This is a genomic window from Sinorhizobium sp. CCBAU 05631, from assembly GCF_002288505.1.
Taxonomy (GTDB): Bacteria; Pseudomonadota; Alphaproteobacteria; order Rhizobiales; family Rhizobiaceae; genus Sinorhizobium; species Sinorhizobium fredii_C.
On record NZ_CP023064.1, the window covers coordinates 481,864 to 505,080 of the forward strand.

The following is a 23,217-nucleotide window of genomic DNA, read 5'->3' on the forward strand; positions in this document are numbered from 1 at the left end:
ACAACGCAGGGCAGTGCTCTTCGGTGGCTTCAAGGGCATGCGTGGGGAAAAACGGATGTATCGGCGGAGCGAGCCCTTAGAGCAAGGATTGCGCCTGGAGGCGCGCAGTCCCCGGCGCGGGACCGGCGGCTCGCTGCTGGACCTTGTTCCGGCCGTTGACAGGGAAGCGCCGGTCGAGCCCGAGGAGCACGAGATTTCCGCCCCGGCGGCAACGCGGGATGTTTCCCCGCCGATACCGGCGGCAAGGCCCAGTCCGCCGACTGTCGGCGCTTACTTCCCGCAGCTTCCCACGCTCGGCAGCGTCGGCATAGACGACATCATCCTCTGGCTGCGCGACGGGATGAGATGGATCGTCCTTGCGCTTGTTCTTTGCGTCGCCGCTGCCTTCATCTATGCGGTTACCGCCACACCGCGCTACACCGTCTATACCGACCTTGTGGTGGACCCCTCCAACCTCAACGTCGTCAGCGATGACGTCTTTACCAGCAACCCGCAGCGCGACGCGCAGCTGCTGGAGGTCGAGAGCAAGCTCAGGATTCTCACGTCGCGAAATGTTCTGAAGCGGGTCATCGACAAGCTGCAACTGACGAACGATCCGGAGTTCGTCAAATCGTCGCCACTTGCGGTGCTGACGGCTTTGTTCTCACGGGGAGACAGCAAGGCCGACAAGGAGCTGACGGCCATTCGCGCCCTGTCGGAAAGGGTCGAGGCACGCCGCGAGGAACGCTCCTTCGTCGTCGTTCTCGAGGTTTGGAGCGAGGAACCGGAAAAGGCCGTCACCCTTTCCGACGCGATAGTTGACGCCTTCGAAGCGGAACTCTTCCAATCGGCGGCCGAAAGCGCCGGCCGGGTGGCGCAGAACCTCAATGCCCGGCTCGATGAGTTGCGCCGCAACGTGACCGAGGCAGAAAAGAAGGTCGAGGATTTCCGGCGCGAGAACGGCCTGCTGTCGGCCAATGGCGAACTCGTCAGCAACCAGCTCTCGAGCGAACTCAATACTCAGGTTCTCGAGGCCCAGCAGCGCTTTATCCAGGCGGAGACGCGCTACAAGCAGATGAGTGCCGCGATCGCGCAGGGAGAGACGACCAGAGCCTCGGTCTTTGAGTCCGCTGACATGACGAACCTGCGCCAGCAATATAGTGCCGTGCAGCAGCAGATCGGTTCGATGCAGCTCACCTACGGCGAAAGGCACCCCCGTCTTGCCGCGGCACGTTCCGAGCGCGCGACGCTCGAGGCTGGCATAAACCAGGAAGCGCGCCGCATAGCCGAGCGCGCCAAAGCGGATTTCGACCGGGAACGCTCGGCGCTCGGTGCCCTGAGGACAAAGGCCGACGACGAGCAATCGAATGTCTTCACCGACAACGATGCGCAGGTCCACCTCCGCGACCTCGAGCGCGATGCGCGCACCAAGGCGGCGATCTATGAAACCCATCTGGCGCGCGCCCAGCAGATCACCGAGCGCCAGCAGATCGACACGACCAATATCCGCGTCATTTCACGCGCCATGCCGCCGAATTCGCGTAGCTGGCCGCCGCGAACCTCGATCCTGCTCATCGGCGGCGCCCTGGCCGGTCTCGCCGCAGGTGTTGCACTCGCGCTGGCGCTCGGCCTCTGGGGTTATCTACGCGGTCAGCGCCCGGCGGTCGGATAGGAAGCCGGCCAATGACAACCGCCGCCTTTGCGGAGACCAGCGCGCCGGACATTGCGAGGGCGCGCGTCGGCGCCTTCCTCTTCATGGCGATGTTTCTGTTTCTTTGGGTATCGATCACGCCCTATGTCGACCTGACGGGCGAGGCGATCCTCGACCCTTCCGCCGGCAACTCCAACCGCCTGAACCAGATCCTGGCGCTGCTGCTCTCCGCCGGTATGCTCGGCTACGGGCTGCTGCATCCGATGCGCGACATCATCCTGAAGCCGCGCCTGCTTCTCGCCATCCTCTCCTTTTGGTTCCTCCTCGTCTCGCTGATCTCCGCGCATCCGATGCTCGGCATCAAGGGCATCGTTCTCTCGACGATCATGACGGTGAATGCCAGCATCTATTTGCTGCTGCCGGCCTCGGAGCGCCACTTCGCCAAGATGCTGGGGATCGGCAGCCTGATCATGCTGGGATTCGCCTATTACGGCATTCTCTTCAAGCCGACGCTCGCCATCCACCAGGCGTCCGAACTGCGCGAGCCGATGAATGCCGGGCTCTGGCGCGGTCACTTCCCGCACAAGAACAGCGCCGCCTCCGGGATGGTGCTCGCCGCCTTCTTCGGGCTGTTCGTCGCGAGCAGCTGGTCGCGCATAACGGGCCTAGCGATCTTCGCGCTGTCGTTCCTGTTTCTCGTCAACACCGGCGGGAAAACCTCGACGGCGATGCTGCCGGCAATCCTCATGCTCGGATGGCTGTTCGAAAAGATGCGGCCGCTGCGTGCGCCGATCGTCATCGGCGGCGTAGGCCTGTTCAATCTATTCGCCGTGGGTTCGGCGGTTTTCAGGCCGCTCGGAGAGTTCATCACTGGCCTTGGCATCGACGCGACATTCACCAATCGCTCCGACATCTGGCGCTTCGCTTTCTCGGCACTCGCCGAGCGGCCGCTGACGGGTTACGGCTTCAGGGCGTTCTGGCAGACGGAGGAGCTGGTTTACAGTGGCGGCTCGGTCGAGACCTGGGCGGTGGCCGCTGCAAACGGCCACAATTCCTATCTCGACATTGCCCTGACGACCGGCTTCCCAGGGCTGCTGCTGACGCTCGTCTGGCTAATCCTGCTGCCGCTTCGCGACATTTCTCGCATTGCGCCCGAGCGCGAGAAGGCGCCGCTGACGCGGCTTTACATCCGCATCTGGCTCTACACGATCTTCCACGCCGGTCTGGAAACTCTCTTCTTCGAGGGCGGGAGCTTTGTCTGGTTCACTTTCGTCTTCGCCATCTACGGACTGCACCTGCAATCGAGCGCCGTGCTGGCGAAAGGTGCCGTCCCGGAAAAAGGAAAGCGCGTTGCTCATGCGTGATGTTCAGGAAAAGATTGGCGGCCTCGTCGACCGGCTAGCCAACCGGGCGATCTGGCGGCTCGCCGGGGCGCGGCGGGATATCAAAACGGACATACCGCTCGTCTCCTTCACCTTCGACGACGTGCCCGACAGCGCCCTTTACGAGGGAGCCCGGATTCTCGAGCGGTACGATGCGCGCGGCACCTTCTATATCGCCGGCGGGCTGGGGGGGCGGGTGGAAAAGCATCGGACGCTTATCACCCCGGAGGGATGCGCGGAGCTGCTCGCGCGCGGGCATGAGATCGGCTGCCACACCTTTGCGCATCTCAGGGTTCGCAGCGCCGGCGGCCTCGCCGCCGACCTCGACCGCAATGCGGACTATCTGAAGAGCGTCGGGGTCGCCTCGCCGGCGCGGAACTTCGCCTTTCCCTATAACGCCGCCTGGCCGCTGGCGCGCTCCGAGCTGCGCCGCCGCTATCGCTCCTGCCGCGCCGGCGGCGAGGCCATCAACCGGGAATCCGTGGATCCACTGATGCTCAAGGCCGTCGAAATCCGCCAGCCGGAGCAGCATGCCGAGACCCTGACCCGATGGATCGACGCGCTCGTCAGTGAGCCCGGATGGCTCATCTTCTTCACGCATGACATCGCGCCGCGGCCGACGCCCCATGGCTGCACGCCCGAGACCTTCGATCGTCTCGTCCGCTATTCCGTCGAAAAGGGTTGTCGCGTGCTGCCGGTCGATGAGGTGCTCGACCGGTTCAATTGGTAGGGGGCTGCGGTGCCTGAGCATGGCATAGCCGGGAAGCGCCTGCTGGCGATCAACAACTACTTTTACCGCCGCGGTGGAGCCGAGGCGGTGTTCTTCGATCATATGGCGATGTTCGACGAGCTCGGCTGGGACGTCGTACCGTTCGCCATGCGCCACGATCTCAACGAGCAAACGCCCTGGTCGGACTATTTCGTCTCCGAAATTGAATACGGCCGGAAGACGGGGCTGCTGCGCAAGGCGGTTCAAGCGGCGAGCGTCATCTATTCGCTCGAAGCCCAACGCAACATCCGCCGGCTGATCGGCCAGAGCCGCCCCGCGATCGCCCATGCCCACAATGTCTATCACCATCTGTCGCCGGCGATCTTCTCTACCTTGAAATCCGCCGGCATCCCGGTGGTCATGACGGTTCACGATCTGAAGCTCGCCTGCCCCTCCTACAAGATGCTGCGGCATGGCAAAGTCTGCGAAGATTGTCGCGGCGGGAAAATCTATAACGTGCTTCGCCATCGCTGCGTCAAGGACTCAGTCCCGTTGAGCGCCGTGGTACTGGCGGAAACGATGCTGCACCGGCTGCTCGGCCTTTATCGCGACAAGGTGGATCGGCTCGTCGTACCGAGCCGCTTTTACCTGGACAAGCTCGCCGAATGGGGCTGGCCGCGCGAAAAGATGGTCCACATAGCCAATTTCGTCGATGTGTCCACCTTTCGGACCGATTGGCAGGAGGCCGACTATTTTGTCTTCGCCGGTCGCCTGGCGCCGGAAAAGGGACTGGCGACCCTGATCAGGGCGATAGCTCTTTCGGGAGAGCGGCTGATCGTTGCCGGAACCGGGCCGGAAGAGGCGAGCCTTCGCCAGCTGGCGGCCGACCTCGGCGCAGACGTGACATTCGCCGGCTATCTTTCAGGCGAGAAGCTGCACCGGCTCATCGGCCAATCTTGCGCCCTCGTGCTTCCTTCCGAATGGTACGAGAATGCGCCGATCAGCCTTCTCGAGACCTATGCGCTGCAGCGGCCGGTCATCGGCGCGGCGATCGGTGGGATTCCGGAGATGGTCAGGGAAGGCGAGACGGGGCTGCTTGCCGCCTCCGGAAAGCCAGAGGACCTTGCACGGGCGCTCAGCGAAATGGCGGCGCTTTCGCCTCACGCACGCGCACGCATGGGCGCGGAGGGCCGATCCTGGATCTCCAGAGAATACTCGGCCGCGGCCTATCGGACGAGGACCCTCGACCTCTACGCGTCGCTCGGTGCTGCATAGGCTGAGCAAGGTCCGGCGACCGATTTCCGGCCAGTCTCGTAAAACTTTAGCGATCTTCTTACGCCCGGCGAAAGTGTTCTGCACGTAAAAGCTGCCGAAAGGGAACTTCCGGGGCAAGACAACCATGAGCAGTCAGACGGCAGTCTCGCGGGATCATGCTCCGCAGCAGACGAGGGGTTCGGCGACCCCGGTCAACACCGCTCGCGGCGGCGAGGGGCCTCTTCCCGAAAAGCTGCTCGCCGTCGACGCGCCGGCACTTGCGACGGCCGCGTTGCTCGAGGGGCCATTCTCCGGCTCAGGCACCGCACTGTCCCGGGACGAACTTGACGGTTTTCACCGGTCCATTGAGACGACGGCCGCGCATCCGCGCGTGATGATGCTTGGCCTGCGTGGGATACCCGACGTGCAGGGCGGCGTGGAAAAGCATGTCGAGATGCTCTCCACCAGGCTGGTGGCCCTTGGCTGGGGCGTCGATGTCATCGGGCGGCGGCGATATCTCCCCAAGACCGCTTCCTATTCCTGGAGCGGAATTCGCGTCTTCCCGCTCTGGGCACCGCGATCGATGGCGCTGGAGGCGATCGTCCACACCTTTTTCGGCGTCTGTTTCGCGGCGCTGCGCCGGCCGGACGTACTGCATATTCATGCGATTGGCCCGGCATTGCTGGTTCCCCTCGCGCGGCTCCTGGGCCTGAAGGTGGTGGTCACCCATCACGGGTATGATTACGACCGGCAGAAATGGAGCAGCTTCGCCAAGCGCATGCTCAAGCTCGGGGAACGCATGGGCATGCGGCTTGCGCATGGGCGTATCGCCATTTCCAAGGAAATCGTGGAGACGATGGGCGAGCGTTACGGGGTTCCGGTGGCCCTTGTCCCGAACGGCGTCGCTATATCGCCGTGGCGCGGCGGAACGGGCATTCTCGACGAGTTCGGCCTGACGCGCCGCCGTTACATTCTGCTTGCGGCGCGGCTCGTTCCGGAAAAACGCCAGACCGACCTCATCCGGGCCTTCGCGAGTCTCGGCGATACCGGCGTCAAACTCGTCCTGGCGGGGAGCGCCGAATTCGAAACGCCCTATGCGGCTAAGGTGAGGGCGATGGCTGAAGGCGTGCCCGGCGTTGTCCTGACGGGCTTCCAGTCTGGCCACAGGCTGGCCGAACTCTTCGCCAATGCGGCTCTTTTCGTCCTCCCCTCGAGCCACGAAGGCATGCCGATCGCCCTCCTGGAGGCGTTGGCCCATGGCTTGCCGGTGCTCGCCAGCGACATCGTCGCCAACCGCGAACTTGCCCTCGCTCCCGACGATTATTTTCCGCTGGGCGATACCGACGCCCTTGCCGCCGCCCTCGCCAAAAAAATAGCAAATCCGCCGACCGACGATGCGGTCCGAACTCAGATCGCCCATGTGGAAGCGACCCATAGCTGGGCGAGCGTCGCGCAGAAAACCCTTTCGGTTTATCGGGCGCTGGCAAGATGACCTCCGCCATGCGCCGGGACGATCGCAAGAAAGCGATCATGAACTTCAGGCGCGCGGCCGCGATCCTCGCGTGGTTCCTTTTGGCGCTGATCGCCTTTTCGACGCTGTCGCCGATCGCCATGCGTCCGCATATCGGCACGTGGGTCCACCTCGAGCGGTTCGGTGCCTATGGGCTGATCGGCTTCCTCTTCGCCGCCGCCTATCCGCAGCGCATTGCCCTTGTCCTCGGCCTGGTGCTTGGAGCGGCTGTCGGCTTTGAATTGCTGCAGATGCTATCGGCCGATCGCCACGCGCGCGTGACGGATCTTGCGGTCAAGCTGGCGGGCGGAGGATGCGGCGCCGGTGCGGCCCGGTACGCCGCTCGCTGCGGACGGCAATTGCGGGATTGGCGAAGTAAACCAAAACTCAAACCATCGCAGGTAGAAAGTTCCGCTTAGTGCATTTAGACCGCATGGGTGTGGCGAGCAAAAGCACGGCGCACCCTGCCTGGGGGCCATCTTGGCAATATCCGTCATTATCAAGACCTTGAATGAAGAAAAGCGCGTCGCCGCGACGATCGAGAGCGCCTTGACAGCGCTTGAGCGCCGGGGCGGCGAAGTCATTGTCGCGGACAGCGGATCGTCTGACTCCACGATCGAGATCGCCGCCCGATATCCGACAGTCATTGCGCAGATCACACCGCCGGCGCGTCCAAGTTGCGGCATAGGCCCACAGCTCGGCTTTCAGCATTCGCGTCACGACTATATCTGCCTCATCGACGGCGACATGCTGCTGGATGCGGACTTTCTCGACGAGGCCGTCGGCTTCCTCGAAGACCACCCGGCGATCGCGGGCGTGACCGGACACGTCGAGGAGATGCACGTCTCGAACCTGGAATTTGCGCGGCGCGTCAAACGCAACGCTCCAGAAAACCGGACGGGGCCGATCGACCGGATGAATGGCGGCGGGCTCTACCGGCGTAGCGCCATCGAGGATGTCGGCTACTTGTCGGACCGAAACCTGCACGGCTATGAGGAGTTCGATCTCGGCATCCGGCTGAGAAGCGCCGGCTGGGGCCTTTACCGGCTTGATCGGCGCTTCGTCCAGCACTTCGGTCACACGGTCAACTCCTACCGGCTGCTCGTGCGCCGCTGGAAAAGCAAATATCTCTACGGTATCGGCGAGCTCCTGCGCGCTTCGCTCGGCAAACCCTATTTCCTCCAGCTTCTGCGCGAACTGCCGGAACTCAGGCTTTGGGGGCTCGTGCATCTTTGGTGGCTGTTCTGCCTTGCATTGATCGTCTTCTTGCCGGACAAGCTCGTCGCAATCGCTGCGGTGCTCGCCACGGTTGCCAGTGTCGTTGCCATGGCAAGCGTCAAGAAACGCAGCCTAAGCATGGGACTCTACACGGTCGTCGCCTGGTTCTTCCACGCGGCGGCGCTGCCCGTCGGAATGCTCAGAAGCCGCCGACAGCCGGGCGACCCGATCGAGAGCAGAATCCTCGGGAAACCGGCTTGACGATGCGTTTACTGCTCACTGCTGCGGCGATCTTCCTCGGCTGCTTCACGCCGCCGGCGAAGGCCTCCGACCAATGGGTGCCAGTGCGTGACGTTTCGCTGGAAGTCCAACAGGGCAGTCCGCTCGACTTTTCCACCTTTCTGCCCAACGGCGTGATCGACGCGGATCACCGGCTCGTCGCCGGGGAGGGCGGGCGGCTGGCGCATGCGGCATCTCCGGAAAAGCCGCTGCGGATGCTCTGCGCCTCGCTCGCCTGGAGCCCAGCCTCCGGCGGCTTTCCCGATCACGAGGGTGCGGAACGCTACGCACGGCAGCTGGCGCTTCACGGCTACAACATCGCCCGGCTGCATTTTACCGACGCGAGCCTGATGTTCGGCCGGCAGAAGGATTTCGCCTTCGATCCGGAGACCCTCGACCGCATCCACTACCTGCTCGCGGCGCTGAAGCGAAACGGCATCCACTGGATCATCGACGGGCTTTCTTCGCCGCGCGGAGCCTATGGCGGTCATGACGACCGTTGGGAGGCAAATGGCGATCTCAAGCTGCGTCTGCACTTGGATGAGGAGGCCTTCGCCCATTGGAAGACGCTGCAGGAGACGTTCCTGGCGCGGGTCAATCCCTATACCGGCGTCGCGCCCATTCGCGACGATGCCCTGGCGCTGGTGATCCTCGCCAACGAGAACGGCATCGAGTTCGACAGCGTCGTGCATGAGCGCCCGGGCGCACCCGCTTATGACGAGGCCCTTGTCGCACCCTTCAACCGGTGGCTCGTGAAGCGCTACGCCTCGACCGACGAACTCACGCAGGCCTGGGGAGAGCTTGGCGACGACGAACGGCTGGAGACGGGCACCGTAAGGCTGCCGCCCGATCGCTACGCCGACAGCCCCCGCATGCGTGATCTGCAGGCATTCTTCACCGAACTGGAGCGGGCATCGGCCACCCGGATGAGCCAGATGCTGCGCGATCTCGGCTATAGGGGCCTGATCAGCACCTACAACAATTGGCCCACAGTCCAGACTGCGCTGAGCCGGCGCGATCTCGAAGCGGTGACCATGAACACCTATCACGACTGGGTCGGAGGCTATGCACCGGGCAGCGCCCTCCTGCAGGTGAGTTCCATTGCCGACGGCGCCAACTACTTCAGGATGATCGCAGCGGCGCGCTGGATCGGAAAGCCCTTCATCGTCAGCGAGTACGACCACCTGTTCTGGAACCGCTATCGCTACGAGGCGGGCCTCGTCATGCCGGCCTATGCGTCGCTGCAGGGCTGGGACGTGCTTTGCCGGCACGGCCATGGGCCGATCGTGCTTGCCTATGGCGAGCCCTATCCGCACAAGCGGGCGATGCTCCCCTATGCGATCGCGCTCGATCCGGTGGCGCGGGCCGGCGAAACGCTGGCGGCCCTTCTTTACCGGCGCGGCGATGTGGCGACCTCCGGCCTCACCATTCCGTTTGCGGTGCGCGGCGAGGAGGATCTTGGCGAGGATATGCAGGCGCGCGAGCCGGAGCGCCTCACCGAGCTCGCCTTGACCGCCGGCATCGGCCTCGTTCCTGCCGACAGCATCGACGACCGTGTCGGTGTCGCGCAGCCGCGCACGGAGGGAGCAGAGGAAATACTGACGGCGCTTCGCGACAGCGGCTCGCTGGCTCGCGACAATCAGACCGATACGGAAGCGGGCCTCCATGGGAGCGACACCGGCCAGATACGGCTTGATCGCCGAGCCGGGCAGTTGCGGGTCTCAACGCCGGCAACCGAGGCGGCGGCATTCTCCTCGCTGCGCGAGCCGATCGATCTCGGCGTTCTCCGCATCGAGCAGGCGGATGGAGACGGGCTCGTCGCCCTTGCGGCGATCGATCGCCAGCCTTCGCTCGCGCAAAGCCGCCGCATGCTGCTGATCTTTGCGACGGACGCCCAGAACAGCGGCATGATCTTCAGAGACAGCGAGGAGAAAGTCATCGAGGATTTCGGCAGCCTGCCTGTGCTGATCCGCAAGGGCAATGTCGATCTGGCGCTGGAGAGAAAGGCCAAATGGAGGATATCTCCGGTCGGCCTGGACGGCACCGTTTATCCGCCGGTGCGCAGCGGTGCGGGTCCGGTCGCCTTCCGCCTGTCGAACGATACGCCCCATGGGCCGACGACTTATTTTCTTCTGGAGCTCGACGACGGCTGAGTTCGTCGCGCACCGAGTTAGCGATTGCATTTCCCGGCTCAACCTGATTTTGGTCCGTGATCGGAAGGCGGTCGAACGATGCGCATCGGCCGTGGATGCATGGAGTGTTCGAAGCGATGGATAGCTTGCCCGAGATCGGCGGCAAGACCTGGTGGCCGGAGCCACGCAGCCGTTTGGGTGCGACGTTCTTCGTACGTCAGGCCTTTCCCTGGCTCGGACGTTATTTCAGTGGCCAGCCGCTCGCCTCGACGCTGTCGCCTGGGATCGAGGGCGTCGTCTCCTGGGGGGGGCGTATCCCCGCAAGGACAGCGATGGCGGTCGCCCGCGCGCGGCGGCTGCCGCACTGGCACCTCGAGGACGGCTTCCTGCGTTCGGTCGGTTTGGGCAAGGACGGAGACGCACCGGTCTCGATCATTGCCGACGACCTGGCGCTGCCCGTCGACGGCGGCCGGGCTTCGCGGCTCGAGCTGCTGATTGCCGAGGCGGCGGGCGGCCGGCATGACGGGTTCGGCCGGCGCATCCGCGAGCGGATGGTTGAATACAGGCTCTCCAAATACAACAATCTGCCGCATCGCCCACCGTCGATCGAGCCGTGCAGCCGGCGGCGCATTCTCCTCGTCGACCAGGTCTTCGGCGATGTCTCGGTGGGGCGCGCACTCGGCAGCCGCCGCTCGTTCGACCGCATGCTGGACGACGCGCTGACGAGCGGCGCGCAATGCGTCGTCAGGACCCATCCGGACGTGATGGCGGGCTATCGCAAGGGCTACATCACGGAACGCGCATCCAGGACTCCCGGCGTCATCCTGCTCGGCGACAAGGTGTCGGTCGCCTCGATCCTCGATGTCGTCGACGAGGTTTGGACCGTTTCCAGCCAGGTCGGCTTTGATGCGCTGTTGAGGGGGTTGCCGGTGCGCTGCTACGCAGTGCCCTTTTACGGCGGATGGGGGTTGACGGAGGATCGGGTGAGCCCCGCGGCCGAATTCGCCTTGGCCCGCCGTGCACTGGCGAGGCCAACGGTCGACCAAATCACCGCTGCCGCCCTCGGGCTCTATCCAAGCTATCGCAACCCGGCAGATTGGCGGCCCATGGATGTTTTTGCCGCAATGGACCTCCTACAGCGCCGCGTGTCATTAGACGTGCAAAGGTCGCTGTAACACTCGGTCGGTGCCCCCAACCCGGGTGCCTCCGACAGGCGCAAATGGTCGGGCAGTATCCGCTTTGCGCAACTTTGTATCGATTTAATCCACCCCTGTTGCGTTCTTAACCATTCCGCAATCATGGAATGCAACTAATTATTGTGGCGCTGGCATATTGTACCTGCGACAGAAGAGTTTTGCACCGAGAGCACTCGCGCGCTGCGAGACACTTTTCACGCGTGCCGCATAAATTTTACGGCAACAGGATCGTTGATTTATGCATTTTTTGCGAGGGGTTCCCCTGAGGGGCAGGCATATAGGGGCAGACATATGAAACTCAACATTGCACGCGGGATGATTGTGTTCGGCGGAATCATTGCGGCCGGACTGTTGGTCTCGATCGGCATCAAGACATACGCCTTCGACAAGCTCAGGGTGAACGGGCCGGTCTATGACCAGATCGTCTACGGCAAGGATCTGGTTGCCGACATCCTTCCGCCGCCGCTCTACACGGTGGAATCCTACATGCTCGCAATGGAGGCGATCTCCAGCCCGGAGCTTGCCGCCAAAAACCAGGAAAAGCTTGCCGCGCTGAAGCGCGCCTATGACGAGCGGCGGGTCTATTGGAAGTCTTCATCGGCGCCGGAGGCGCTGGTGAAGAAGCTGGAAGACGAGGTACTCGCCAGGGCCGACCTCTTCTGGCAGGTGATGGGCAAGCGGTTCCTGCCGGCGCTGCAGGCAAACGACCTTGCCGGCGCGGGTCAGGCACTGAGCGCCTTGAAGGACAGCTTCCACCACCACGAAGTTGCCGTGAACGAACTGGTGCAGATGGCTGTCGCCTTCCAGGCGGGCGAGGAAGCAGTTGCAGCCGTGGATACGCACCGCCTGTCCTTGGCGGCAACGGCTAGTTCGGCGATCTCGGTCCTGCTGCTTGCCGCCGGCCTCTGGTATCTCCGTCGCCGTGCGGTCCAGCCGCTGGCGGCGATGTCGTCCTATATGGAGACGCTCGCCGGCGGCGATTACAGCCTGGCGGTGCCGTTTTCGGATCGCGCGGACGAGATCGGCGCGGTAGCGAAATCGGTCGCCGTGTTCCGCGTGGCGGCGATCGAGCGCCGCAGCATAAGAGAGCGTGCCGAAGAGGAACGCCGCCGCCGGGACGAGCAAGAGACGGCGCTCCGCGAGCAACGGGCGGCGGAGGAAAAGGACAGGCTCACCGTCATCGATCAGCTCAGCGGGGGACTGGGTCGCCTGTCGTCCGGCGATCTCACGGCGCAGATCGACGCCGGCTTCGCCCCGGAGTTCGACCGGCTCCGCAGCGAATTCAACGGCAGCGTCGCGCAGCTTGCCGAAGCGATTTCCGGCGTGCTCCAGGCGACCGGGCGGCTGCGCTCCGGTTCGTCGGAGATCGCCAGCGCCACCGACGATCTGGCAAAGCGCACCGAGCATCAGGCTGCGTCGCTGGAGCAGACCGCCGCCGCCTGTGACGAGATCACCGCCACGGTGCGGACCTCGCTGGAACGCGCAAGGGAAGCAAGCCAGGTGATGCGAACGGCAAAGGACGGCGCGGAACGCTCTGCGGCCGTCGTCCGCGATGCGGTCGCCGCCATGGAACGGATCGCCGGCTCCTCGTCGCGCATCCGGCAGATCCTCAATGTCATCGACGAGATCGCCTTCCAGACCAACCTGCTGGCCTTGAATGCTGGCGTCGAGGCGGCCCGCGCCGGCGAAGCCGGCAAGGGATTTGCGGTCGTCGCGCAGGAGGTGCGGGAACTTGCCAGCCGCTCGGCCGCCGCCGCCAGGGAAATCAAGCAGCTGATCGAAACTTCGGCCCGCGAGGTTGCCGACGGTGTCGAACTCGTCAACCAGACCGGTTCGGCACTGACGGGCATCGAAGGACATATGCAGCAGGTAAGCGGCCTGATCGGCGCGATCGTCACCGCGGCCGACGAGCAGTCCTCCGCCCTCGACGGCATCAATGCCGCTCTGCAGCAGATGGACCAGGTCACGCAGCAAAACGCAGCCATGGTCCAAGAGACGAATGCCGCCTGCCGCACCCTCAGCGAGGAGGTGCTTGATCTCGACCGGATTGCCGGACGGTTTCAGGTGAAGGCCAATGCCGGGCCGCTCCGCCGCGTTGCCTGATCGCGTTGGGGCTGCGGGCCGGGAAGATCGTTATCGTTGAGTCGGCGCGAACGTTCGAAGCTTAAAAGGAAGAGAGGCTCCGCAAACGTGCGGCCGGAGGCGGCACGTGCCAGCGGCAAGCCAAGCCGCTGGCACGATACCCAGGGCATCATGCCCAAGGCTGCCCTGCACCCACGAGAAGGAGTGTAAGCGGACCGGCCGGCGCTAGGCTACCGTTTCCAGGTGATATCCATATCCGCATTGCGAAGAGGGTATACGCTTCACGCAAAATAGCGCGGCGCGGCTGCCGACTGCACGAGGCGCATAGTCGGCAATCAACAACAGGATGTAATCTTTCGTTATATATGTTATTTCGTGCGAATAACTGCACCGAGACAAACGCTTGGCGCAAACATGTCTAGACTGTGTCAGTATTGTGGCCTCAAAAACTGTAGCGATTACTAGCATCTTTTCCGCCGGCGCTCGGAACAGTTGCACTTTTCAAGGAACTCGAGGCGTTACGACGAGAGCCAAGGCCTGCATGGCCGTTAACTGTGGGTGATCGTGTTGCCGTTTCGCGGCCGGATGAAGAAATGCTGGTCGTATTCGTAAGAGCCGCCGCCCGTGAAACTCTCGAAAAGGCCGGAGAAGATCGTATCCAGCTTGTATTGGACCCGAGTCACCACCAGTTGCACGCCCTCGATTCGCAAATCCTCCGGCACCTCGACGGGCGAGTCCTGCCCTGAAGAGAGGGCTGTCGTGCCGTAGGCGGCAGACCAGTTCACGGTCGCCTTGCCGTCGCTGTCGATGTCGAGAACGCAAAGGAGGACCGTAAGTTCGTCGGTTTCATAGGGTTGCACGATGGTGCTGACGCCGTCGAGGATCGATTCGACGCTCGCCTCCGTCCAACTGCTTTGCATGGCGATGATCTCGCTGCTCGTCGAAGCGATCTGATTGATCTTCCTTCGAACCGTTAGGCCTTGGCCGAGATCGACCAGTCCGGCGAGCAGCAGCAGCAGGATCGGAAAGAGGAAGGCGAATTCGATCGCGGAAGCTCCGTCGCGGTTCCGCAGGCAATGCCGCAGAAGGGCGACTGTTCTCTTGGCGATCGGTCTCATGCGGGCATCCTCAGAACGGTTCGTTGCGCAGCAGGACGGCGGCGCCCATCAGATAGCTGCCGTCCGCGAGCGTGGAGCTCGAAAGCGAATAGAGACTGACGATCGGCTTCCACGGAAGGAAAGCCTGGACCATCACGTAGTCGCTGCCCTTGCCGATTTCGAAGCCTTCGGTGATCGCGACGGCGCCGCTGCTGTTGATCGCCTTCATCGCGCCGGAAGAGGAGGTGTCGGTGAGCGTGTCGACGGCCACCAGCAGCTTGTCTTCGCAGTCGAGCACATAGAGCAGGTTGCCGCAGACCTCCGTCTTGAAGCCGGTGAGGCTCATGTTCTCTGCAGTCGCCTGACCCGTTCTGATCAAGCGAGCGGCCTTGTGAACCGCCGCATCGAGGGCCGTGTCGATGAAGAACATCGCCGCACATTCGAGAATCCCGAAAATGATGGTGAACAGCGGCAGCGCGAGCAGCGCGAATTCAATGGCGGCGACACCCGACCTGTCGCGCAGCAGCCGGCGCAGAAGCGTTATCTTCGAACGGCTTGTCATTGGGTCAGCCGTACCGAGGTCAGATATTGGTTGAAAAGGGTGGAAAGGCCGGCGGTGATCTCGTCTTCCGAGGCGGCGGAGATGAAGAGGTCGGACGAGGAGGCGCAGTCCTGCAGCGCGATCGGGATATAGTCGTGCCGAGTGGTGCTGCTGCTCACACCGCTATGCAGCGTGCCGCCCCATGTTGATGTCCAATCACTATTGCCCATCGATTTGGCGAGAGTTGCGTTGTAGCCCCAGTCTGCCGGGATCGCGAGATATTCCGTGTAGAGAACGGCCATGGTTGCGTCGTTGTCTTTGAGGTAGTCGCACCAGTCCGGGTTCACCGGCGTAACTCGGCCCCAATATTTCCCGCTCCATTTGATAACCCAATCGCGATTCGACTGAACGCCATCGGTAAGCAAAAGAACGAGCTTTAGTGGCGAAGCCGCCGACGTGCCATCTCCGGCTGTACCGACCTTTTTCTGAAGAGCCTTCAGTGACGTCTTGAAATCGGTCGTCGAGGTGGACGTGGCGCTCGTCAGCCCGCTGCTATCGTCGGACAGCTTCTTCCGCGCCGTGCTGGTCGAATAGGTCGGCTCGAGAACCTCGGCAATTGTTTCGCCGAGACTGTAGAGCCCGACCTTAATCCTCGCATGGTCCTCGTCCGCCGCGTCGACCATGTCGAGCACCTCTTCGACGGCGTCGAGCGCCACGTCTGTTCGGAGCTTTACACCAAGGCTCTTAATGTAGTTGTAGTAGGTCGATGCGATGACGGAGCCGTTCTTCTTTACCGGATCCTTCGTGTCGTGGCAGGCGAACTCGCAGCTGATATTCTTGTCGGCCCGCAGCATTGCCTGGTCTTCGCTCGTCGCCGCAAGCAGCATCGACGGCGACTTGTCGATGACAATGTAGACTTCGAGGTGAGATGTGGCCGGCCCCTCGATGGCGCTGACGACGCCGACCGGAACGGTCTTGATGTCCGCCAGCGTCATCACCGTCGTCGGCACCGTCCCACTCGCCGAAGCGGTTATCGTGTGACCGGTCTTGTCGACCTTGATGTCCGTCAGGTCATAGGTGGCATTCTGCTTCTCGGACTGGGCGTCGAACCATTCCTTGATCTTGTCGACGATCGCGTCCTCGTCGTAGTCGTCGATCTCCTTGATGGCGGCCACCAGCGCCGCGTCGAGGTCGGATTGCATTCTGCTCTGAATGTTGTAGGCGCGCGTATAGTCGAGCCCGGCGCCGACGGCGAGAAGCATGGGAACCATGCAGATTGCGACCGTCAGCGCGACATTGCCGCCCTTGTCGCGGATAATGTTTGCCATTCGGCCGGTGATCAGCTGACGGAATAAGCCGAAATCGAAACGCATGTTAAATGACCAGCTCCGTTACCACGCGGGCCGATCGTGCTTTCGAAATATTATTCGTGAGTAAATTAGCGCCGTCTGCGGCTGGCCGATTGGCGCGCGCCTATCCGGATTGCGCAGGAAAACAATGCGGGCGGTCAGAACGGCCCCGGCCGATGACTGAGATGGGCGGGCTCGCCGGGAGCCGCTCGGCGGTCAGCGGTTGCTGTCGGTCGATCGTGACGACGCCACGCCGGCGCCGCGCCGGCTATGGAGCTTGGCCGTTTCGGACGGTGTCTGGCCGAAGGCGTCATGGTAGACCGCGGAAAACCGCCCCATATGGGTGAAGCCCCAGGCGCGCGCCACCTGCGCGATCGAGAGCGCATTGGTACTGTCGGAAAGGGTCTTGCGAACACCTTCAAGCCGCATCTGGCGCAGAAAATTCAAGGGCGTCGTACTCTTGAATTGCTGGAAGGCCGTTTGCAGGGCACGCACGCTCGTGCCGGCCTCCCGGGCGATTTCGGCGACGCTCATGGGCTCGGCGATATTGGCAACCATGTATTCGATCGCCCGTTTCAGATTTCGCGGCATGGCGGGTGACATTGGTTTGTGCAATCGCGCGCTGTAGTTGTGAGGAACCGATTCGAGGATCATGACCATTGCTGCCTGGAAAAGATGTGTGGCCGCCGTCGTTGACACCCGGTCTTCGCCGTCGAAACAATCCCAGAGCAGGCGTCCGAGAGCTGCGAGCCTGGAGCCGACCGCCGAGTCGGTTTCCAGAGTCGCGCAAAGGTCGATATCTCCGAGAACCGGGGCATCGAGGAGCTGGCTCAGCTGGCCGACCATCGCTGATTTTTCGAACGCGATGCCGATATGGCCGCGGTTCTCGTGAATCGTCAGCTTTTCGAACTGCGCCATATTGCCGACCATGGCCGTGCCGGGTGTCGATAGAAGGCGTTTGCGGCCGACATCGATCTCCATGGCGCTCGAATGCGGCAGGTAGAGCACAAAGGCATCGGACGGTCGCGAGAATGTGACTTTCATGCCCGAATGGCACATGCCCGCCCAGATGCTGAACGGCCCGGCAGAATAGTGGCGATCCTCGACCGAGATACGCCCGCCGACTTGCAAGGGTTCAACCTTCGCGGGCGACAATGTCCTTGCATAATGCTCTGACATTTCGTCGGCATCTGCTTTGACGATGCGGAAGGCGGGTCGATGAGGAACGTACCTCATCTAGGCTCCGAGAAAGCGGGGGCGCCGTGCCGCTTGGCGCCTCGAATGACATTTTTTGGTCTCAGCTTCACGCCACCTCCCTTTGATGGGTACTCGCCGTGTCCGCATTTATCGTACAAATAGACCGTATATTAGCTATGGCGTAAACGATTATGTGTATGCGTCTATCCAAAAAGCGAAAAACGCAGCCGGATTTCGCAGAAATTGACCGCGGGCGCCGGATGAGCATCGCGATTCACAGGTGGCGGGCACAATCGAAGCGCGGACGGCGCTCGCCCACTGATCGCGGGCGCGGGCGACGGAATGAAGCGACCGGCAGCGCGTGGGTATTGATCCAATCGCGGCACGCGACGCCCATCGCAGTTGACCGCCGCGGGGCCGGTTCATCCTCACTCCAAATCGGCAATCAAGGAACATTCAGCTCCGCGTGATGAGCGTCACGTTCACCCCCCGAAGGATCGTTGCAGACGGAAAGCGTCGCCATCGGGATAAGCCCTGCGCTATGCGGATACTGGAGCAGTTGTTTCCGTATGTCTTTTGTAAGCCGTCCGACATATTCAAGGAAGTGGTGATTTTAAGTTGAAAACTACTCCCGCCGGCCCTGGCTTCTACTGAGCGTGGTGTCCTGCGGGGCAATCTATAGCGCTTGGGTCATTGAACGCAGGACGCTCAACAAGGTGGGAACGAGAACGAATGCAGGCCAGACCGAACAAGAAAGAACCCCGCGCAATCGACATCCATGTGGGCAACCGCATCCGATTGCGCCGATTGGCTTTGGATTGGAGCCAAACGAAGCTCGGCGAGGCGCTCGACGTCAGTTTCCAGCAGGTGCAGAAATACGAAAAGGGCCTGAACCGCGTCGGGGCGAGCCGCCTTCAGCGGGCTGCCGAGGTCCTGAGCGTGCCGGTGTCCTATTTCTTCGAAGGCGGCCCGGAGAGCACGAACGGGCTGGAGCACAATGGCGCCGCGGTGACCTCCAGCGATGAAATGCTGCAGTTTCTCGCGACCGAGGAGGGCGTGGCTCTTAACCGCGCCTTTGCCCGGCTCCGCGATCCGCAGGTTCGACGGAAGATCGTGGCACTCGTCAAAGCCTTGGCGCCGACGGTGGAAGAGGCACCGATAGCAGCGGAATAGCGCTACCGGCACCGCGGCCGGTCACGACATTGTCGAGCACGGCGCGCGACCGAAGATGTGTGACGCCAGTCAGGCGTTTCGGCTCACCTTGATGAGGGCGTCGCCGCGACAGTGAACGCGGCGGCGTGGATGAGCCCGCAGGTCATTCGGCGGCGATCGGCGCAGGATAGGCGGAGTTGTCCTCGATCGCCGCCGTGGTCGCCTCGACGGTTTCGCCTTCGGGCTCGGCTGCCTTGGGCTCCCTGCCGAAAAACAACGCGTAGCCGGCCGGCAGCACCAGGATCGTCAGCACCGTCGCCACCAGGATGCCGCCCATCATCGCATAGGCAAGCGGTCCCCAGAAGACGCCGCGCGAGATCGGGATCAGAGCGAGCACGGCGGTCAGCGCCGTCAGCACGATCGGCCGGAAACGCCGTACGGCTGCGCCGATGATCGCCTCCAAGCGTTCCATACCCGCCGCAATGTCCTGGTCGATCTGGTCGATCAGGATGATCGAATTGCGGATGATGATGCCGAGCAGCGCAATGACGCCGAGGATGGCGACGAAGCCGAAGGGTGCGCCGCTGATGAGCAGCGCCGCTGCCGCACCGATGATGCCGAGCGGCCCGGTTGCGAGCACCAGCATGGACTTGCCGAAGTGCCGGAGCTGCGCCATCAGCAGGACGACGATGACGAGCAGCATGATCGGCGCCTTGGCGGCGATCGATGCCTGGCTCTCGGCACTGTCTTCCGCACCGCCCTGGATCTCGACCTTGTAGTTCGGGGCAAGGCCGTCGCGCAGGCCCTGAAGTTCGTTATAGAGCTTGAGGGTCACGTCGTTCGGCTGGATGCCGTCCGGCAGCGTTGCACGCACGGTGATGGTCGGCAGTCGGTCGCGCCGCCATTCGATACCCTGCTCCATGACCGGAACCACCTTGGCCACCTGGGAGACGGGCACGAAGCTGCCGAAATCCGTCGGCACATAGACCGATTTGACGGCCGAAAGCAGCTGGCGGTTTCCGTCCGGCTCGCGCGCCACGATCGAGACGGTCTCTTCGCCGTCGCGGAAATCGTCGAGCGGCACGCCGGACATCGCCGCCTGCAGCATCTGGCGGATGCGCTGCGAGGTGACGCCCAGCGCGCGGGCGCGATCCTGATCGATCACCAGCTTCATCGCCGGCACGGGCTCCAGCCAGTCGTCATGGATCGCACCGAGCAGCGGGTTTTCGTTAAACTTCGCCTTCACCTGATCGGCGATGCGCCGCACCTCCTGGCGATCCGGCCCCATGACCCGGATCTGCACCGGCCAGCCGGTCGGCGGACCGAGGAAAAGACGGTCGACCTTGGCGCGGATCGATGGGAAGTCGTCGGCGAGGATCGACCGCAATTTGACGATCAGCCGTTCGCGGGCAGGCTCGTCCTTTGCCATAACCAGGAGCTGCGCGAAGTTGGGATTGCGCAGCTGTTGGTCGAGCGGCAGGAAGAAGCGCGGTATGCCTTCGCCGATATAGGTGGCGATGAAGCGCTTGTCCTCGTCGTCCATCATGCGCGCCTCGAGCGCCTTGGCCTGTCTTTCGACTTCCTGGATGCTCGTGCCCTCCGGCAGCCAGAGGTCGACTAGGATTTCCGGCCGCGACGACTGCGGGAAGAAGTTCTTCGGAATGAACTGGAACGCCCAGAGGCTTCCCATGAAGGTAGCGAGCGTCAGGACGAGCACGAGGACGCGATGGCGCACGGCCCAGCCGACGGTTGCACGGAGACGCCGATAGAAACGGGTGTCGAAGGCGTCGTGGTGGGTTCCCGCATGGTGGCGCTGCTTCAGAATCATGTAGCCGAGCCAGGGCGTGAAATAGACCGCTACGAACCAGGAGACGACGAGCGCGATGCCGACGACGTAGAAGAGTGAGCGAACATATTCGCCCGCGGTCGATTCCGCGAAGCCGACGGGAATGAAGCCGGCCGTGGTGATCAGCGTACCCGTCAGCATCGGAAAGGCAGTGGAGGAATAGGCAAAGCTCGCCGCTTCGATCTTCACCAGCCCTTCCTCGAGCTTCCGTTCCATCAGTTCGACGACGATCATCGCGTCGTCGACGAGGAGGCCGAGCGCAATGATCAGCGCCCCGAGCGAAATACGCTGCAGGTCGATGCCGAGCTCGTACATGATTGCGAAAGTGGCGGCCAGCACCAGCGGGATGGCGATGGCGATCACCAGGCCCGAGCGCCAGCCGATCGATAGGAACGAGACGATGAGCACGATGATCAACGCCTCGACGAGCGCATGGCTGAATTCGCTGATTGCCTCGGTTACGACCTCCGGCTGGTTGGAGATCTGTTCGACCGACACGCCGTAGGGAAGGGAGGTTTCGAACCGCTCATAAGTCGCCTCCACGGCCTTGCCCACATCGGTGACCTTATGCCCCTTAGCCATCACCACGCCGATCTGGACGCTATCGTGGCCATTGAAGCGGAACTTGCGCGAATAGGGATCTTCGAGCCCCGAGCTGACGGTGGCGATGTCGCCAAGCCGGATCGTCTCGTTGCCGGCGCGCAGCCTCAGTTCGCGGATATCCTCGGCGCGTTTCACGTCCCCGTCGACGGAAATGCGCACCGAGCGGATGCCCGTCTCTATGCTGCCGGCGGGGTCGACATTATTCTGTCCGGCGACGGCGTTGCGCAGGTCGTTGAGCGTCAGCCCGCGTGCGGCAAGCAGTTTGGAAGAAACATCGATGTAGATCTTCTGCGGCTGGTCGCCGAGGATCACCACCTTCTCGACGCCCGGTGTCGTCAAGAGCATGTCGCGCCCCTCGATCGCGAAGCGCTTCAGTTCGGGATAGCTGTAGCCGTCGCCGCTGATCGCATGGAGCGTGATGAAAGTATCGCCGAACTCGTCGTTGAAATAAGGACCGAGGACGCCGTCCGGCAGTTCATTGGCGATATCGCCCACCTTCTTGCGCACCTGGTAGAAGGCATCGGCGACGTCGTCGGCGGTGGTGTCACCCTCGATCTGCACGGTGATGACGGCGCTGCCGGCGCGGGTGTAGGAGCGGACGAAGTCGAGATGCGGCGTCTCCTGCAGCTTGCGCTCGATCTTGTTGACGACCTGGTCCTGCATCTCCTCTATCGAGGCGCCGGGCCAGACGGCCTGAACCACCATGGTACGGAAGGTGAATTCCGGATCTTCGCGCTGCCCCATGCGAACGAGGCCGAGTGCGCCGGTGATGATGATCAGTCCCAACAGAAACCGCGCGATGCTCGGATGGCCGATTGCCCAGCGCGACAGGTTGAACGGTTTCTTGTCCCCGTTGGTGGCGTGCATCGGCGTATTTCCGTTCTGTTGATTGGTCTTATCGGACGACTTCGCCCGTTTCGGCGCGGGCGGACTGCTGCTCGGCAAGAGGCAGCTTGACCTTCAGGTCTTCGGCCATGAACTGCGTACCGGCGGCGACGACGAGATCGCCCGGCCGCAACCCTTCGGCGACGCGCACCTGTTCGCCGGCGTAATCGGCGAGCGTGACGCGGCGGGCATGTACCGTCGTGGCGCTGCGATCGACTACCCAGACGATGTCCTTGCCGTCCTTCTGCGCGAGCGCGCTCAAGGGAATGGAGACGAGGGACTCGGCGTTGGCGGCCGCGGCCTCGACGGTCGCGGTCATCCCGAGCAGGACGCGCGGATCGCTGGGCAGGCTGATGCGCATCGAGAATGTCCGGGACTGCCGCTCCGCGCTGCCGGAGACCTCGCGCACATGACCGTCCAGCGTGAGCATGTCGTTCGACCAGAAGCGCGCCTTGACCGCCTTTCCAGGCGTGAACTCGGCGATGTCCAGTTCCGGAACGGCAACCTCGATCTCCTTTTCGCCATCAACCGCGACAGTAACGACCGGCGTGCCGGTCCCGACCACCTGGCCGACATCGGCATTGATCGCCGTCACGATGCCGCTCTGGTCCGACTTGAGACCAGCATAGGCGACCTGGTTCTTCGCCTGGCTCAGGCTGGAGGCGGCCGCGTCGCGCGTGGAGACCGCCTGGTCGTAAAGGAGGTCCGCCTGGTCCAGCTCGGCCTTGGAGGAGAACGACTTGGTGAAGAGCTGCTCGGCCCGCCTCTTCGTCAGGGATGTCGTCTGCACCTGCTTTTCGGCGGCGAAGAGCGTTGCTTCGGCGCTCCTGACGGCGAGCTCATAGTCGGTCGAATCGATGCGCGCGAGAAGGTCGCCCGGCTTCACCCGGTCGCCGACATTGACGAGCCGTCCGGTGATTTTGCCGCCGACCCGGAAGCCGAGATTCATCTCGGTGCGCGCCTTCACGGTACCGGCATAGTCGAGCCGGCGAGTCTCGCCCGTGGCGGCGATCTCGACCACCTTGACCGGCCGTATGATCTCCTTCGTTTCCGCCTTCTCCTCCGCGCAGCCGGAGAGCACGGCGGCAAGCGCGGCAAGGGCGAGCACATGGGCGAAGAGCGGCCGATTGTAAGCTCTCGGTGAAAACATCGTTC

Annotated in this window: 17 protein-coding genes; 11 read left to right on the top strand and 6 right to left on the bottom strand. The window is 63.0% G+C overall.

Annotated features, from left to right (window positions below; translation table 11 throughout):
* Positions 1-55: 55 nt before the first annotated feature.
* From SS05631_RS21835 to SS05631_RS21880, 10 genes are all read left to right on the top strand, one after another.
* Positions 56-1,651: a GumC family protein gene (locus tag SS05631_RS21835; RefSeq protein ID WP_037419234.1), complete on the top strand. Its 1,596-nt coding sequence runs from the start codon at positions 56-58 to the stop codon at positions 1,649-1,651.
* Between the two features lie 11 nt (positions 1,652-1,662).
* Positions 1,663-2,994 (top strand): O-antigen ligase, encoded by a 1,332-nt coding sequence (locus SS05631_RS21840; RefSeq protein ID WP_037419236.1) that lies wholly within the window; start codon positions 1,663-1,665, stop codon positions 2,992-2,994.
* Positions 2,987-3,742, top strand: coding sequence for a polysaccharide deacetylase family protein (locus SS05631_RS21845; protein ID WP_037419239.1), 756 nt, complete (start codon positions 2,987-2,989; stop codon positions 3,740-3,742). Before SS05631_RS21840 ends, SS05631_RS21845 begins: the two co-directional genes overlap by 8 nt.
* A gap of 24 nt (positions 3,743-3,766) precedes the next feature.
* Positions 3,767-4,996, top strand: coding sequence for a glycosyltransferase family 4 protein (locus SS05631_RS21850; protein ID WP_037419485.1), 1,230 nt, complete (start codon positions 3,767-3,769; stop codon positions 4,994-4,996).
* A 124-nt stretch (positions 4,997-5,120) separates the two neighbouring features.
* On the top strand, positions 5,121-6,467 hold the full coding sequence (locus SS05631_RS21855) for a glycosyltransferase family 4 protein (protein ID WP_083854042.1): 1,347 nt from the start codon (positions 5,121-5,123) through the stop codon (positions 6,465-6,467).
* 38 nt (positions 6,468-6,505) lie between these two features.
* A complete protein-coding gene (locus SS05631_RS21860; RefSeq protein ID WP_037419491.1) occupies positions 6,506-6,904 on the top strand; it encodes a membrane protein in 399 nt (132 codons plus the stop codon).
* A 61-nt stretch (positions 6,905-6,965) separates the two neighbouring features.
* The gene (locus SS05631_RS21865) at positions 6,966-7,964 is read left to right on the top strand and encodes a glycosyltransferase (RefSeq protein ID WP_037419241.1); all 999 of its coding nucleotides are present in this window, start codon (positions 6,966-6,968) and stop codon (positions 7,962-7,964) included.
* 2 nt (positions 7,965-7,966) lie between these two features.
* Positions 7,967-10,135 (top strand): glycoside hydrolase, encoded by a 2,169-nt coding sequence (locus SS05631_RS21870; RefSeq protein WP_037419243.1) that lies wholly within the window; start codon positions 7,967-7,969, stop codon positions 10,133-10,135.
* A 116-nt stretch (positions 10,136-10,251) separates the two neighbouring features.
* Positions 10,252-11,289, top strand: coding sequence for a capsular biosynthesis protein (locus SS05631_RS21875; protein ID WP_037419494.1), 1,038 nt, complete (start codon positions 10,252-10,254; stop codon positions 11,287-11,289).
* A 312-nt stretch (positions 11,290-11,601) separates the two neighbouring features.
* Complete coding sequence (locus SS05631_RS21880) at positions 11,602-13,413, top strand: HAMP domain-containing methyl-accepting chemotaxis protein (RefSeq protein WP_037419245.1); 1,812 nt, start codon at positions 11,602-11,604, stop codon at positions 13,411-13,413.
* A 527-nt stretch (positions 13,414-13,940) separates the two neighbouring features.
* Here SS05631_RS21880 and SS05631_RS21885 read toward each other — a convergent pair.
* The 4 genes from SS05631_RS21885 to SS05631_RS21900 all read right to left on the bottom strand — a co-directional run bounded on the left by SS05631_RS21885 (position 13,941) and on the right by SS05631_RS21900 (position 17,615).
* Positions 13,941-14,510: a TadE/TadG family type IV pilus assembly protein gene (locus SS05631_RS21885; RefSeq protein ID WP_037419246.1), complete on the bottom strand. Its 570-nt coding sequence runs from the start codon at positions 14,508-14,510 to the stop codon at positions 13,941-13,943.
* A 10-nt stretch (positions 14,511-14,520) separates the two neighbouring features.
* Positions 14,521-15,051 (bottom strand): TadE family protein, encoded by a 531-nt coding sequence (locus SS05631_RS21890; RefSeq protein ID WP_037419249.1) that lies wholly within the window; start codon positions 15,049-15,051, stop codon positions 14,521-14,523.
* Complete coding sequence (locus SS05631_RS21895; protein WP_037419251.1) at positions 15,048-16,403, bottom strand: TadE/TadG family type IV pilus assembly protein; 1,356 nt, start codon at positions 16,401-16,403, stop codon at positions 15,048-15,050. Before SS05631_RS21895 ends, SS05631_RS21890 begins: the two co-directional genes overlap by 4 nt.
* A gap of 192 nt (positions 16,404-16,595) precedes the next feature.
* On the bottom strand, positions 16,596-17,615 hold the full coding sequence (locus tag SS05631_RS21900) for a helix-turn-helix domain-containing protein (RefSeq protein ID WP_037419253.1): 1,020 nt from the start codon (positions 17,613-17,615) through the stop codon (positions 16,596-16,598).
* Positions 17,616-18,308: 693 nt separating this feature from the next.
* On the opposite strand from SS05631_RS21900, the gene SS05631_RS21910 reads away from it, so the two are divergent.
* Complete coding sequence (locus tag SS05631_RS21910; protein ID WP_037419256.1) at positions 18,309-18,749, top strand: helix-turn-helix transcriptional regulator; 441 nt, start codon at positions 18,309-18,311, stop codon at positions 18,747-18,749.
* A 142-nt stretch (positions 18,750-18,891) separates the two neighbouring features.
* Here the strand turns inward: SS05631_RS21910 and SS05631_RS21915 are convergent, their stop codons facing one another.
* Positions 18,892-22,044 carry an efflux RND transporter permease subunit gene (locus SS05631_RS21915; protein WP_037419258.1) on the bottom strand — a complete coding sequence of 1,051 codons (3,153 nt, stop codon included), beginning with the start codon at positions 22,042-22,044 and terminating at the stop codon, positions 18,892-18,894.
* 28 nt (positions 22,045-22,072) lie between these two features.
* The gene (locus SS05631_RS21920; protein WP_037419261.1) at positions 22,073-23,212 is read right to left on the bottom strand and encodes an efflux RND transporter periplasmic adaptor subunit; all 1,140 of its coding nucleotides are present in this window, start codon (positions 23,210-23,212) and stop codon (positions 22,073-22,075) included.
* Between the last annotated feature and the right edge of the window lie 5 nt (positions 23,213-23,217).